At 58.7% G+C, this 12940-nt stretch carries 15 protein-coding genes; 8 read left to right on the forward strand and 7 right to left on the reverse strand.

From position 1 onward, the window contains the following. The first annotated feature begins 14 nt into the window (after window positions 1-14). Genes mca through BJP08_RS07350 form a run of 3 tightly spaced genes read left to right on the forward strand, consistent with a single transcriptional unit; the run spans window position 15 to window position 2072 of the window. Window positions 15-923, forward strand: coding sequence for a mycothiol conjugate amidase Mca (mca, locus tag BJP08_RS07340; RefSeq protein WP_071568977.1), 909 nt, complete (start codon window positions 15-17; stop codon window positions 921-923). Between the two features lie 30 nt (window positions 924-953). Beyond that, window positions 954-1256 (forward strand): hypothetical protein, encoded by a 303-nt coding sequence (locus BJP08_RS07345; protein ID WP_143110048.1) that lies wholly within the window; start codon window positions 954-956, stop codon window positions 1254-1256. Window positions 1257-1301: 45 nt separating this feature from the next. Beyond that, window positions 1302-2072: an isoprenyl transferase gene (locus tag BJP08_RS07350; RefSeq protein ID WP_071568978.1), complete on the forward strand. Its 771-nt coding sequence runs from the start codon at window positions 1302-1304 to the stop codon at window positions 2070-2072. Window positions 2073-2092: 20 nt separating this feature from the next. Here BJP08_RS07350 and coaA read toward each other — a convergent pair whose 3' ends face one another. Then, a complete protein-coding gene (gene coaA / locus BJP08_RS07355; protein WP_071568979.1) occupies window positions 2093-3028 on the reverse strand; it encodes a type I pantothenate kinase in 936 nt (311 codons plus the stop codon). Window positions 3029-3215: 187 nt separating this feature from the next. Here coaA and glyA point away from each other — a divergent pair, with 187 nt between their 5' ends. Next, the gene (gene glyA / locus BJP08_RS07360) at window positions 3216-4508 is read left to right on the forward strand and encodes a serine hydroxymethyltransferase (RefSeq protein ID WP_071568980.1); all 1293 of its coding nucleotides are present in this window, start codon (window positions 3216-3218) and stop codon (window positions 4506-4508) included. A gap of 7 nt (window positions 4509-4515) precedes the next feature. On the opposite strand, the gene BJP08_RS07365 is transcribed toward glyA, so the two are convergent. Next, a complete protein-coding gene (locus BJP08_RS07365) occupies window positions 4516-4875 on the reverse strand; it encodes a DUF5997 family protein (protein ID WP_071568981.1) in 360 nt (119 codons plus the stop codon). 23 nt (window positions 4876-4898) lie between these two features. On the opposite strand from BJP08_RS07365, the gene BJP08_RS07370 reads away from it, so the two are divergent. The 3 genes from BJP08_RS07370 (at window position 4899) to BJP08_RS07380 (ending at window position 6874) form a co-directional block, all read left to right on the forward strand. Continuing rightward, window positions 4899-5609 carry a LysR family transcriptional regulator substrate-binding protein gene (locus tag BJP08_RS07370; RefSeq protein ID WP_071568982.1) on the forward strand — a complete coding sequence of 237 codons (711 nt, stop codon included), beginning with the start codon at window positions 4899-4901 and terminating at the stop codon, window positions 5607-5609. Window positions 5610-5658: 49 nt separating this feature from the next. After that, complete coding sequence (locus tag BJP08_RS07375; protein ID WP_071568983.1) at window positions 5659-6255, forward strand: LGFP repeat-containing protein; 597 nt, start codon at window positions 5659-5661, stop codon at window positions 6253-6255. Window positions 6256-6337: 82 nt separating this feature from the next. Further along, entirely contained in the window at window positions 6338-6874 is a 537-nt protein-coding gene (locus BJP08_RS07380) for a GNAT family N-acetyltransferase (RefSeq protein WP_071568984.1), read from the forward strand. Here the strand turns inward: BJP08_RS07380 and BJP08_RS07385 are convergent. From BJP08_RS07385 to glpX, 5 genes are all read right to left on the reverse strand, one after another. Beyond that, window positions 6871-8352 carry an MDR family MFS transporter gene (locus BJP08_RS07385; protein ID WP_369816414.1) on the reverse strand — a complete coding sequence of 494 codons (1482 nt, stop codon included), beginning with the start codon at window positions 8350-8352 and terminating at the stop codon, window positions 6871-6873. The two genes, BJP08_RS07380 and BJP08_RS07385, sit on opposite strands and share 4 nt — an antisense overlap. 50 nt (window positions 8353-8402) lie before the next feature. After that, window positions 8403-9029, reverse strand: a complete 627-nt coding sequence (locus BJP08_RS07390) for a TetR/AcrR family transcriptional regulator (RefSeq protein WP_071568986.1) — start codon at window positions 9027-9029, stop codon at window positions 8403-8405. Between the two features lie 41 nt (window positions 9030-9070). Continuing rightward, window positions 9071-9586 (reverse strand): hypothetical protein, encoded by a 516-nt coding sequence (locus tag BJP08_RS07395; protein ID WP_071569099.1) that lies wholly within the window; start codon window positions 9584-9586, stop codon window positions 9071-9073. A gap of 61 nt (window positions 9587-9647) precedes the next feature. Then, window positions 9648-11048: a class II fumarate hydratase gene (locus tag BJP08_RS07400; RefSeq protein WP_071568987.1), complete on the reverse strand. Its 1401-nt coding sequence runs from the start codon at window positions 11046-11048 to the stop codon at window positions 9648-9650. Window positions 11049-11093: 45 nt separating this feature from the next. After that, window positions 11094-12107, reverse strand: coding sequence for a class II fructose-bisphosphatase (gene glpX / locus BJP08_RS07405; protein ID WP_071568988.1), 1014 nt, complete (start codon window positions 12105-12107; stop codon window positions 11094-11096). 260 nt (window positions 12108-12367) lie between these two features. Between glpX and BJP08_RS07410 the strand changes: the two genes are divergently transcribed. Continuing rightward, window positions 12368-12940 (forward strand): DUF4245 domain-containing protein, encoded by a 573-nt coding sequence (locus BJP08_RS07410; RefSeq protein WP_071568989.1) that lies wholly within the window; start codon window positions 12368-12370, stop codon window positions 12938-12940.

Genomic DNA, 12940 nt, shown 5'->3' on the forward strand with positions numbered 1-12940 from the left:
TTCTAGGAGGAATAGTGGCCGGCTTGCGCTTGATGGCGATCCACGCACACCCTGACGACGAATCCTCTAAGGGTGCGGCAACGATGGCGAAGTACGCTGCGGAAGGGAACCGGGTACTCGTCGTCACCTGCACTGATGGGCGACGCGGCGATATCCTCAACCCCGCGATGGACCGCCCCGGCGTGCTGGAAAATATTCTTGAGGTGCGCGAACAAGAAATGGCAGAGGCCGCCGAAGCGCTTGGGGTGGAGCACCAGTGGATGGGGTATGAAGACTCCGGCTTGCCACAAGGTGACCCGCTGCCGCCGTTGCCGGAGGGCTCCTTTGCAACGCAAGACCCGGAAGCTGTAGCGGCGCATCTTGTGGAGTCGATCCGAGAGTTCCGTCCCCACGTCATCATCACCTACGACGAAAACGGTGGTTACCCGCACCCCGACCATTTGATGGTGCACGAAATCTCGATGCTGGCGTGGGACAAAGCGGGCAATCCCTCCTTTTCCCCCAAGGCAGGACCGGCGTGGACGCCGTTGAAGCTGTACTACAGTCACGGATTTATACTGCAGCGGATGCGGCTTCTGCAGGAGCGCCTGTATTCGCAAGGCAAGAAGAGTCCGTATGAGCTGATGATTCAGCGGTGGGAGGAAAACAAGGCGGACGTGATGAGTCGCGTGACCACAAGGGTGGAGTGCGCAGAGTACTTCCCGCAACGCGCAGCTGCGCTGACAGCGCATGCGACGCAGATCGATCCGGCTGGAGCGTTCTTGGCGAGCCCAGTCGAGGACCAACAGGAAGTGTGGCCGACTGAGGAGTTTGAGTTGGCCAGAACTCGCGTAGCATCAACGTTGCCGGAAGATGATCTCTTCGCAGGTATTGATCCAGAGACCGCGGACGCGCTCGCCGAAGGCTACGGGCAAGAGCGCTAATTTTCTCAGCACAAGGAAGACGAATTGAACATGATGACCACGGCACACGCGGCGATTATTAACACCTCTGCATACTTGGTGGCGCAGGCTCCGAAAGAAAACCCGGTCGGGCCCGACTTCGGCAAGGCCTCACCATTCGGCTTGCTGCTGCTGGTGATGCTGGCGGTGGTCATCCTCTCGTTGGGCTTTGCGTTTCATCGTCGCTACTCCCGGTTCCGTCGCCGCAGCATCTTCGCGGAGGCACACGGGATCGATCCGTTTGACCAGGAAGCACTCGATAAAGCGATGGCGGAGGCGGGCGTGCTTGATCGCCGGAAGAAGCGGTGGATCTAAAACCGCTAACATACATACCGTTGATTGGTGAGTAAGGTTGGGTCCGTGAGTAGCCTCCAAAAGATTCTGTATCCGCTGTACGAAGCGCGCCTGAAGCGTGAGCTGAGAGGCAAGAAGCGGCCGAAGCACATCGCGGTGATGGCTGACGGTAACCGGCGATGGGCGCGTGAAGCTGGTTTTACTGACATTTCGCATGGGCACCGCGTTGGTGGGGCGAAAATCGGTGAGCTCGTGCGGTGGTCGGCGGAGATGGATGTGGACGTCGTCACGATCTACTTGCTGTCGACAGAGAACTTGCAGCGCACATCCGAAGAAGTAGAGCTGCTTTTCGACATTATTTCTGAGGTCATCGAGGACCTTGCCACGCAGTCTTACTCTTGCAAAGTCCGTCTCGTGGGCCACTTGGAACTCCTACCGGACGAAGTCGCGGAGCGGATGCGCCGCTCTGCCGACACCACTACGGGCAAGGCGGGCCTGACCGTCAACATTGCCGTGGGCTATGGCGGTCGGCAAGAAATTGTCGACGCCGTTCGCAGCCTCATTAGTGATGCCGCAGCCAGCGGCTGCAGCGTCGATGAACTGGTGAACGCGGTAACGGTCGAGTCTGTCTCGGAGCACCTGTACACCTCGGGCCAGCCCGATCCCGATTTGGTGATTCGAACCTCAGGAGAGCAGCGCTTGTCTGGCTTCCTGCTGTGGCAGGCCGCGTATTCTGAAATTTGGTTCACGGACACGTACTGGCCCGCGTTCCGCAAAATCGATTTCCTTCGGGCGCTACGCGAATACTCACAGCGCTCGCGCCGCTTCGGCAAATAGGATGCAGCGGCAGCCGGGCGTTACATTTTGCGCATGCGGACCCATTGCACCGAGTGATCGGGTCCCTTCCGGAGCACCAGCGAGGCTCGGATGCGGGTTGGGGCAATGTTTTCCACCAGGTTCGGCAAGTTGATGGACTGCCAGATATCGCGCGCCTTATGGCGGGCCTGCGCGTCATCGATGTTGGCGTAGTGCGCGAAGTGGGCGCCCGGCTCGCGGAATGCAGTGTTCCGTAGCTTGAGGAAGCGGTCGATGTACCAGCGCTCAATATCGGTGGTGACGGCGTCGACGTAGATAGAGAAGTCGAAGAGGTCGGACACCATGAGGGTTGGGCCGGTTTGCAAGACGTTGAGCCCCTCGAGGATAAGGATGTCCGGTTGGCGGACCTCGATGTATTCGCCAGGAACGATGTCGTAGGCGAAGTGAGAGTAAATAGGCGCTTTCACAAGTGGTTGACCTGATTTCACGTCGGTGACGAAGCGCATGAGTTCGCGGCGGTTGTAGGACTCTGGGAACCCCTTGCGGTCCATAAGGTTGCGCTCGTGTAAGACTTTGCTGGGGTAGAGGAACCCGTCAGTGGTGATGAGGTCTACACGGGGGTGCGAGTCCCAGCGCTGGAGCAGCACTTGGAGCACACGCGCCGTAGTCGACTTGCCGACGGCCACCGAGCCCGCAATACCGATGATGAAAGGTACGTGGCCGGGGTCGTCCCCGATGAACGTCTCGGTTGCCTTTGTGAGCTTTTGGCGTGCGCGAACCTGGAGATGGATGAGGCGAGAGATCGGAAGATAGATGTCCTCGACCTCCTGCATGTCGAGGTTCTCGCCAATACCACTGAGCTCGGCGACTTCGTCTTCCGTGAGCACCTGCGGCATTTGGGCACGTCGGCGGCGCCAGTCGTCGCGGTGGAAATCCAAGTAGGGGCTTGAATCCGAAGTGCGGGAAGATTTCGCCATGCGTAACATTCTTACATTGCGTGTTTCGAAGCCGCGAACTGAGGGGCGCGCGTGAAGAAGTTCCTGAATAAAGTGGAGTTCTTTCGTAGCGTTGATGCTTATACTGCATAGCAGTGCCGGGCACCTCTGTGCCCGTGCATGAGTAACAACATGATTCATTGTCTGAACTTGAAAGGACCCGGTGCACGTGTCTGAAGACCTCCGCTACCAGGATCTCGCTACTTTTGACCCCGAAGTTCACGAAGCGATTGTTCAAGAGCTGTCTCGCCAGCGAAACACGCTGGAAATGATTGCCTCCGAGAACTTCGTTCCGCGAGCTGTACTGCAAGCACAGGGTTCGGTGTTTACGAACAAATACGCCGAAGGCTACCCCGGCCGTCGCTACTACGGTGGCTGTGAACACGCCGACGTCGTCGAGGACTTGGCGCGTGACCGCGCGAAGGAGCTGTTCGGCGCGAAGTACGCTAACGTGCAACCTCACTCCGGTGCGCAGGCAAACGCGGCCGTATTGATGGCGCTGTGCGAGCCCGGCGACACCATCCTGGGCCTGAGCCTGGCGCACGGTGGCCACTTGACGCACGGTATGAAGATCAACTTCTCCGGCAAGCTGTACAACGTCGCTGCGTACGAGGTCGAGAAGGACACGTGCACCATCGACATGAAGAAGCTGCGTGAACAGGCGCGCGAGGTCAAGCCGAAGGTGATCATCGCGGGTTGGTCCGCGTACCCCCGCCACGAGGACTTTGCTGAGTTCCGCTCGATCGCCGACGAAGTCGGCGCGTACCTGTGGGTAGACATGGCGCACTTCGCGGGCCTGGTCGCCGCCGGGCTGCACCCGTCGCCGGTCCCGCACGCACACGTCGTGTCCTCCACGGTGCACAAGACGATTGGTGGGCCACGCTCCGGCTTCATCCTGACCAACGACCTTGAGCTGCACAAGAAGCTCAACTCGGCAGTGTTCCCTGGCCAGCAGGGCGGCCCGCTGGTGCACGTGATTGCGGCGAAGGCGACTGCGTTCAAGCTCGCTGGGACGGATGCGTTCCGCAACCGTCAGGAGCGTACGCTCGAGGGGGCAAAAATCCTCGCCGAGCGCTTGACGCAGCCAGACGCCAAGGAAGCTGGTATCGATGTCGTCTCGGGCGGCACCGATGTCCACCTTGTGCTAGTTGATCTGCGCGACTCCGCGATGGACGGCCAGCAGGCAGAGGATCTGCTGCACAAGGCCGGAATCACAGTGAACCGCAACGCGGTTCCGTTCGACCCACGTCCGCCAGCCGTCACCTCGGGCCTGCGCATCGGTACCCCTGCGCTGGCGACCCGTGGTTTCGGTAAAGAAGAGTTTGAGGAGGTCGCGGATATTATCGCGGAGGCGCTCATCCAAGGCGAGAATGCGGATGTCGACGCGCTGCACGCTCGCGTCGATGCGTTGGCGGAGCGCTTCCCGCTCTACCCGGACCTCGAAGACTGGAAGATGCTCTAAGCGTTACTTACTGTTGCTGCTCGGCCCGGCGCTGCTCTGAATGAGTGGTGCGGGCCGAGCGCAGCCATTCCGGCTGGTTTTTGAGCAGCTCGTTGATCTCCTCGGTGGTGAGTGGCTTGTCCATGTCGTTCGCCTTCAACGCGGTGATCGAGATACCGAGCTTGCGGGCAACTTCGGGGCGGGGGTGTGGCCCGTTGCGACGCAGTTCCTGCAGCCACTCTGGGGGATTGTGCTGGAGTTCGCGTAGCTGTTCGTGGGTTACGGCATTGTCCTGGAATTCCTGCGGCGTCGCTGGCAGATAGATCCCAAGTTTCTTCGCGGCAGTCGCTGCCTTCATTGCAGTCCCGGATGGCTTCTGTGTAGTCATACACCAAACGGTAGCATTAGGCCATGCTATCGCTTGCTTTCGTCACCGGCACAGAACCCGGGAAGTGGTTCAAACGCTTTACGCAGTCCACGCCGCATGCGCTTGACACGAAGGGTGTCGACGACCCCTTCGCTGAACTTGTAAGCGACACATCGCCGACGTCGCTAGCGCTGATGCGGCTACCGGACTCCCGCGTAACCGACGAGTTTCACGTCGTGCGTCTTTATGAAGAGGTGCCGGGCGTCGCTGTTCCCAAAGAGTCTCTGTTCGCGGAACTCGGCGAACGCGTTAATTACAGGGACCTCGAGGGCGAAATTATCAATTGGACGTTCCAGCCGCAGGCCACGCTCGATGAGTTGCGCGCTGCGCTGCAAGTCGTTGCGGCAAACGTGGGCGTGGTATTGGCGCCGTTGCCGCTGTTGAAGGTGCTGTCGAAAAAGCAGATTGCGTGCTTGGAAGTGCGTGACGCTCCGTTGGTGGAGACGGAGATTGCGCTGGTGTGGCGGAAAGCTGACGACGGTGACGTGATTCAGGACTTTGTTGGCGTCGCAAAGGGGCGCACGGCGCGATCGTCGCGGGGGAGCAGGCAGGGGGCTTCGACGAGGCGACGCAAACAGGTGTCAGACTCCCGTAATGCCCAGGGGAAACGTACATATACCAAGCACGGTAAAAAGCGCAAGGGTGTAAACCTAAAAGGGCCCCAAACGGGGGTGAAAAGACGGCGCCGGAAATGATATTTGCATAATGGAAACCAGACAAAAATTGACAATGAAAGGAAAAACGATGAACTACAAGAAGGTTTTCACTTCCGCAGTTGCAGCTACCGCTCTGGCCGCAGGCATGGTCGCGTGCTCCGATGGGGAGGGCGTCGATAGCACTGCTACCACCGCTGCGGAGAGCGCTTCCGGCACCGCAACGGTAACCAACATCGAAACCGCCACCGAGGCAGCCGAGACCGAAACTGCCACTGAGACGGATGGCGCCGAAGGGTCCGCGGAAGCTGTCTCCCTCTCCACCGCGGACGGTCAGGAAGTGAAGGTTCCTACCGGACTGGTACAGGCAATTGGCCAGTACGCTGAGTCGGACTGGGGCGAGCCGATGAAGGTAACGGAGCACGATGGCAGCTGGATCGTCGACTTCGACAACGACCACCACGTTGCTTGGAATGAGAACACGGGCGGCGCACCTATTTGGGGCCAGATCGCAAACGTGTGGCTGACCCAGGAAGGCGTGATGGATGAGGTCGGCTTCCCAACTGAGGCCGAAACTCCGCTTCCGAACGAGTCTGGCTGGTTCCAGGAGTTCGAGCGTGGCACCATCGAGTGGACTCGTGAGAACAATGACACCGGTGCGTTCGCTGCGAACATCATCGAGAAGTAATTTTCTAGCCCCTGATAGGCCCTAAAATAGGCCTCTGTCCCCGTTGGTTGCACGATGTGTGACCAATGGGGACAATGTTTTTATGACCAAAAAAGGGTTTACCATTCGACCAATCCGGCCAGAAGACTACTCACAGGTGCGTGGCATCTACGAGATGGGGCTGAGTACCGGAAACGCAACCTACGAGACGCGCGGCCTGACATGGGACCAATTTTCCAGGGCGAAAATCATGGAAACGGTCTTTGTCGCAGTCGAAGAAAACGATGACGCGCGCGTCTTGGGATGGGTAGCTGCGGCGAAGGCGTCGTCGAGAAGCGTGTGCCATGGTGTGGTTGAAGATTCCATCTACGTGCACCCAGACGCGCGAGGCATGGGGGTGTCTGGTGCACTGCTGGATAAGCTCATCGCGACGTGCATCGAGCTTGACAAATGGTCAATACACTCGTGGATCTTCCCGGAAAACGAGGGCTCGGCAGGGCTGCACAAGTCGCGCGGGTTCCAAAAAGTTGGCACCCTGCACCACATGGCCAAAATGTCATACGGGGAGCGGGAAGGGCAGTGGCGCGACACCGACATTTATGAGCTGCTACTGCCGAAACCAGAAGAAAAGCAGCCTTAGTCCAGCGTCTCCTTCAGTGGATCTTCTCGCACAGGGAAGAGCAACACCAACGCGATGGCAGCAAGCGGGACCATCAACAGGAAGACTGGCGTCAGGCCGTCGTTGTAGCTGCTGAGGACAGCGTCGCGGAGCGCGTCCGGCAGCTGCGCGACCAGGTTCGGCGTTAGGGAGTTGCGGCCGCCGCCACTTGAGAACTGCTCTGCGTAGGGGGCCGCCTCTTGCGGATCCATCGCGGCCAGGGCTTTCGGTAGGCGTTCTGCAAGCTGATCCGTCATATTGTGGATAAACAGCGAACCAATGAGCGATGCGCCGATAGCGGAACCAATTTGGCGGAAGAAGTTGTTCGTAGCGGTGGCGGTGCCAACCATGGCTAGCGGGAACGAGTTTTGCACGATCAAGACAAGTACCTGCATGACCAAGCCGAGGCCAAAACCAAAGATAAACATGTAAATGCCCAGCGTGGTCAATGGCGTGGTCACTTCGAGCCGCGAGAAAAAGAAGAGGCCGATCGCAACAATCGTCATGCCGATAATCGGGTACATCTTGTACCGGCCTGTCTTCGAGATGACGAAACCGACCGCTGTACCCGTTCCGAGCATGCCAACGACCATTGGCAGCATCATCAGGCCTGCGTTGGTCGGGGTGAGTTCGTGCACCATCTGCAGGTACGTGGGCAAGTATGCAAGCGTACCTGTCATCGCCAGGCCGAGCACTGTGCCGGCGGCCGTCGTTAAGACCATGTTCCGGTTACGGAACAAATGCATCGGGATGAGTGGGTTCGCAGCGCGCAGCTCGACCATAACAAAGAGGATCGCAGCAACAACCGCTAGAGAGGCAGTGCCTAAGATCGTCGGCGAGGACCATTCGTACTGTGTGCCGCCCCACGTCGTGGTCAGAATTAGCGAGGTCGTTGCCGCAGCCATGAGTACCGTGCCCAGCCAGTCGATGCTTTGGTCCGAGCGGGTTCCCTTGCGTAGATGTAGCACGATCGAGCAGACAGTCATGGCGAGCAGCCCGAGGGGGATGTTTATCCAAAGCCCCCAACGCCAGCCGGGACCATCCGTAAACCAGCCACCCAGCACCGGGCCAAGCACAGAAGACACCCCGAACACTGCGCCCATTACGCCCATGTACTTGCCGCGGTCGCGTGCGGGGACGACCTCAGCGATGATCGCCTGGGAGTTCACCATCATGCCGCCGGCACCAAAACCCTGCACGGCGCGACCCACGATGAGCAACTGCATCGACTGCGCAAGCCCGCCCAACGTCGAACCGATAACAAACAGGCCGATCGAGCAAATATATGGCCACTTGCGTCCGGCTCTGTCGCCGAGCTTGCCGTTGATCGGCATCGCGATCGTCATCGTGACCAGGAACGACGAAATTACCCAGCTCATGTGGTCGACACCACCAAGCTCTCCGACGATGGTCGGCAGCGCAGTGGAGAAGATCATCTGGCCCAACGAACTCATCAACATCGTGATGAGCAGCGCCCCAAAGATGAGGCCGACGTGCGGCTTTGCGTTGTTTACCACTGCAACTCCTTTGCATACTTCGTGACGACGGCAGCTACGCGCCGAGCTTGCGCCTTGGGAGGCTCTTCCTCTTGAAAATGGGGGCTGCGCGCAAAAAGCACCAATGTTGTCCGAAACAGCTCCACGATGATTCGTACTTCTGCTTCTTCGGCGACGTCGAGACAGCGGTCCCCGGGATGGTTCTTGAAATGCTCGCGCACAGCCTGTTCGAGATGGCGTAACGTGTCGCGCTTACGGGCCAGCATTGCGTTAGCGAGTGACGGGTTGTCCTGCATGAGTTGCTGGATTCGGCAGGCATCGTTGGCACCATCGGTAGCGGGCGATTCTTCCATTGCATCAATGACCAATGCCAGCATGTTTGCAGATTGTTCCGTGGCAATACGGTCAAAGCTCTCGCTGGTGAACTCGAGCGGAAAAGGGCCAAGCACGGCCTCGTCCTTCGAATCCATGTAGTTAAAGAACGTCCGCCGAGAAATTTCGGCGCCTTGACAAATATCTTCGACGGTCACGTCGTCGTAGCCGTCGCGTGCCACGAGCGATGCTGCCGTATCGAAGATTCGCTGCCTCGTTTCGCGGCGTTTCCGCTGGCGTAGGCCTTCCGTTCGATCAGAAAAATTCACGGGGTGCAATGTTACACCCCGTGCAAAAATTTCAAAGAATCCTACTCAATCAGGAGCGATAACGTGCCCTCCACGGTCGGTGAGCTATCGCCACGGCGCTCGAAAAACTGCGCTTCTACGATGCCCGGCTCCGGGCTAGAGAAGACCCAGAAACCATCATCAGTAGTTGAAGGACACTGTTTTGTCAGGGCAGATGCGCTGCCGTCGTGCGCAATCAGCGCGACGCAACCACTCAGAGGGTAGCTGACCATGCCCTGACCCTCATGGAGAGAGAGCACAGCGGGCCACGCAGCAACGGCGGCTTCCGGATTGTGCGACTGGAGAGTGCCCTGGAATGTTCCGGAGGGGGCGTCGTCACGCGCTTGCGGTGACTCAGGGAACGCAGTCACCGTCACAACTGTGGGCGCCCCGTTTGGCTCCGATTTGGGCTGCACGGACCAATACGCAGCAGCGAGCGCGATGCCAATGAGCGAGACCACCAACGCCAACACTCCGCCAATGACCCAAGGCTTATTGGAGCCTCCAGCTGTGCGGAGTTGAGAAAATGAGTCAGACATAAAAATCATCCCTGGTCGTGCTCATGAGCATGGGCAGTAGCAGGGATGATTGTAGCGGAGACTAGTTGCGCTCAGTGTGCGCCATGGACAGGACGTTCAGGCGCTTGTCGAGCTCCTCCTCAGTGAGCGTATTGCCGTCAATGAAGCCAAGATCGATCACGGCCTGGCGGATCGTGATGCCTTCCTTCACCGCGTGCTTTGCTACCTTCGCAGCGTTCTCGTAACCGATTGCGCTGTTGAGAGGCGTAACGATCGACGGCGAAGACTCCGCAAGCTGCTTCATTCGGTCTTCGTTCGCCTCGATACCATCGACCAGGCGGGTAGCGAACTGACGGGAAACGTTCGAGAGCAGACGAGCAGACTCCAACACGTTGCGCGCCATCATCGGGATGAACACGTTGAGCTCGAACTGGCCCTGCGAGCCACCAAACGCCACCGCAGCATCGTTGCCGATGACCTGGGCAGAAACCTGGGTCGCGGCTTCACACAGCACAGGGTTGACCTTGCCCGGCATGATCGACGAACCTGGCTGCAGGTCTGGCAGATGAATCTCCGCGAACCCTGCGAGTGGGCCCGAACCCATCAGACGAATGTCGTTCGCGATCTTGTACAGGGAGACAGCAACCGTGCGCATTGCACCGGAGAACTCCACCAGCGCGTCGCGCGCAGCCTGGGCCTCGAAGTGGTTCTTTGCCTCCGACAGCTGCGTCAGCCCAGTGAGCTTCACAAGCTCCGCCGTGACCTTTGCGCCGAAGTCTGCTGGCGTGTTGATACCAGTGCCAACCGCAGTGCCACCGATAGCAAGCTCACCGAGGCGACCAACGGTTGCCTCGACGCGCTCAATACCAAGCTCGATCTGGCGCGCGTAACCGGAGAACTCCTGGCCAAGGGTCAGCGGGGTTGCATCCATCAGGTGCGTACGGCCCGACTTCACGACCTCGTGCCACTCCTTCGCCTTCGCTGCGAGGGATGCCTCCAGCACCTTCAGGGCAGGAATGAGCACCTCGACGGCAGCTTCCGTAGCGGCAACATGGGTAGCGGTAGGGAACGTGTCGTTCGAGGACTGTCCCATGTTGACGTGGTCATTTGGGTGGACCTCAACACCATTCGCGTGCGCGATCGACGCGATCACCTCATTGGTGTTCATATTCGAGGAGGTACCAGAGCCCGTCTGGAAGACGTCGATTGGGAACTGGTCGTTGTGCTTACCGTCCGCGATTTCCTTCGCCGCAGCGATGATCGCGTCGGCCTTTTTCGCATCGAGCTTGCCCGAATCCTTGTTGACCTGTGCACACGCAGCCTTGAGAAGCCCAAGGGCACGGATCTGCTGGTGCTCAAGGCCCCGGCCAGAAATAGGGAAGTTCTCTACAGCACGTTGGGTCTGAGCACGCCACAGTGCATCAACAGGTACTTTGACCTCACCCATGGTGTCGTGCTCGATACGGTACTGCTTATCGGCCATTCAATCTTTCCTTTACTTGTTACTTACAAAAATCGATGCTTTGAATTACTTGATCGGGCCGGAGTAATCGATGACCGAGTACTCCTGAAGCTTCGGCAGCTGGTGAAGGGACTCCACGTAGCGGACCGTGCCAGACTTCGAGCGCATCACCAGCGATCGGGTAGTAGCACCATTCTTACGATAGGAGACGCCACGCAACATATCGCCATTGGTCACACCGGTTGCCGCGAAATAGCAGTTATCGGAGGCCACCAGGTCGTCGAGTCCAAGCACCCGGTCGAGGTCATGGCCGGCTGCCAGCACTCGTTCGCGTTCTTCATCAGACTGTGGCGCGAGCTGGCCCTGGATCTCGCCACCCAGGCACCTGAGCGCACACGCCGTGATAACGCCCTCCGGAGTGCCGCCGATGCCCATCGCCATGTCGATGGAATTAGTATTTTGAGCGGCGGCGATGGCGCCAGCGACGTCACCATCCATAATGAAACGGACCTTGGCGCCAGCCTTGCGGATCTCCTCAACCAGCTTGTTATGACGTGGGCGATCGAGCACCACAACGGTGATATTTGCGACGTTTACCCCCTTGGCTTCTGCGACAGCCTTGATGTTGAACTCGACAGACTTCGTAATGTCGATGACACCGACGGCCTCAGGGCCGACTGCAATCTTGTTCATGTAGAAGGCATCCTGTGGGTTAAACATGGAGCCGCGGTCTGCGGCCGCAATGACCGAGATAGCGTTCGGGCGCCCTTCCGCCATCAGGCGCGTGCCATCGACAGGATCAACTGCGAGGTCAACCTGGGCACCAAAACCGTTGCCGACACTTTCCCCATTAAACAACATCGGGGCCTCATCTTTTTCGCCCTCGCCGATGACGATGACACCATCCATCGTGACGGAGTTAATCATCTTGCGCATGGCGTCAACTGCGGCGCCGTCACCTTCATTTTTCATCCCGCGACCAACCCAGCGCCCGGAAGCGAGTGCGGCGGCCTCGGTGACGCGCACGAGCTCCATCGCGAGGTTGCGATCGGGGAAGTTTTCAGAAGTTTGTTCAGACATGAAACAGTGCCCTCCTGCGGCAAACTAGTTTTAGTTGTGACAACATCGACATCTTGCCACGTTGTAAAGCCACACCACTTCGGTCTGGCACACCTCTATCATGGCACTTTTGTCGGGCAGAAACTGTTGTTTATACACCTAAAATGGGGCAAAGCGGTGAGTTGAGTGGTCTGAACTGGGGACTTTCTCCATAAAAAGCCAACGCGCGGGGGTAAATCACAAATTCGGGGGTATTGAAAATCCATGTCATACTGGAGCGCGTGGCTCAAGAAAACAAACCTCGCATTTTCCAAGATGGCAGAGACATGCTCATCAACGTCATTTTGATCGTGGTCGTCATGGTCATCGCCGTTGGTGCGACCGGGTTGTGCACGTTCAATCCCGGTAAGCCTGAAAATGGGCCGGTGCAAGAAGTCGATGCGAAGACTTTCCTTGGACTAGAGGCCCGCGGCGTTGACTTTCCGGTGCGGTATCCGGACATGCCGGAGGGATGGGTGACGAACTCCGCTCGGAGGAGCATGATCGCCCAGCAGCCAGCTCCCGTCGTTGGGTGGGTCACCCCCGATGGTGGCTTCATCCAGCTGACACAAACAGGTGCCGACAGTAACACCGTCCAATCCACGGTGGACGGGAAGCAGCGCACGCTTGAACGCGAGGAAACCATCGACGGCCACCGCGTCGAGATTTTTTCGGGCACCGAAGCGAAAACACGTCCTCTGTGGATTGTCGACGCCGGCGATGCCCGATTCGCCGTCACCGGAGCCGGAACGGAGGCTGAGTTTGAAACGCTCATCAGCACTGCGCTGGCTGCCCAACCGCTGCCAGCGCAGTAG

The sequence above is a fragment of the Corynebacterium sp. NML140438 genome, assembly GCF_001875725.1.
GTDB lineage: Bacteria > Actinomycetota > Actinomycetes > Mycobacteriales > Mycobacteriaceae > Corynebacterium.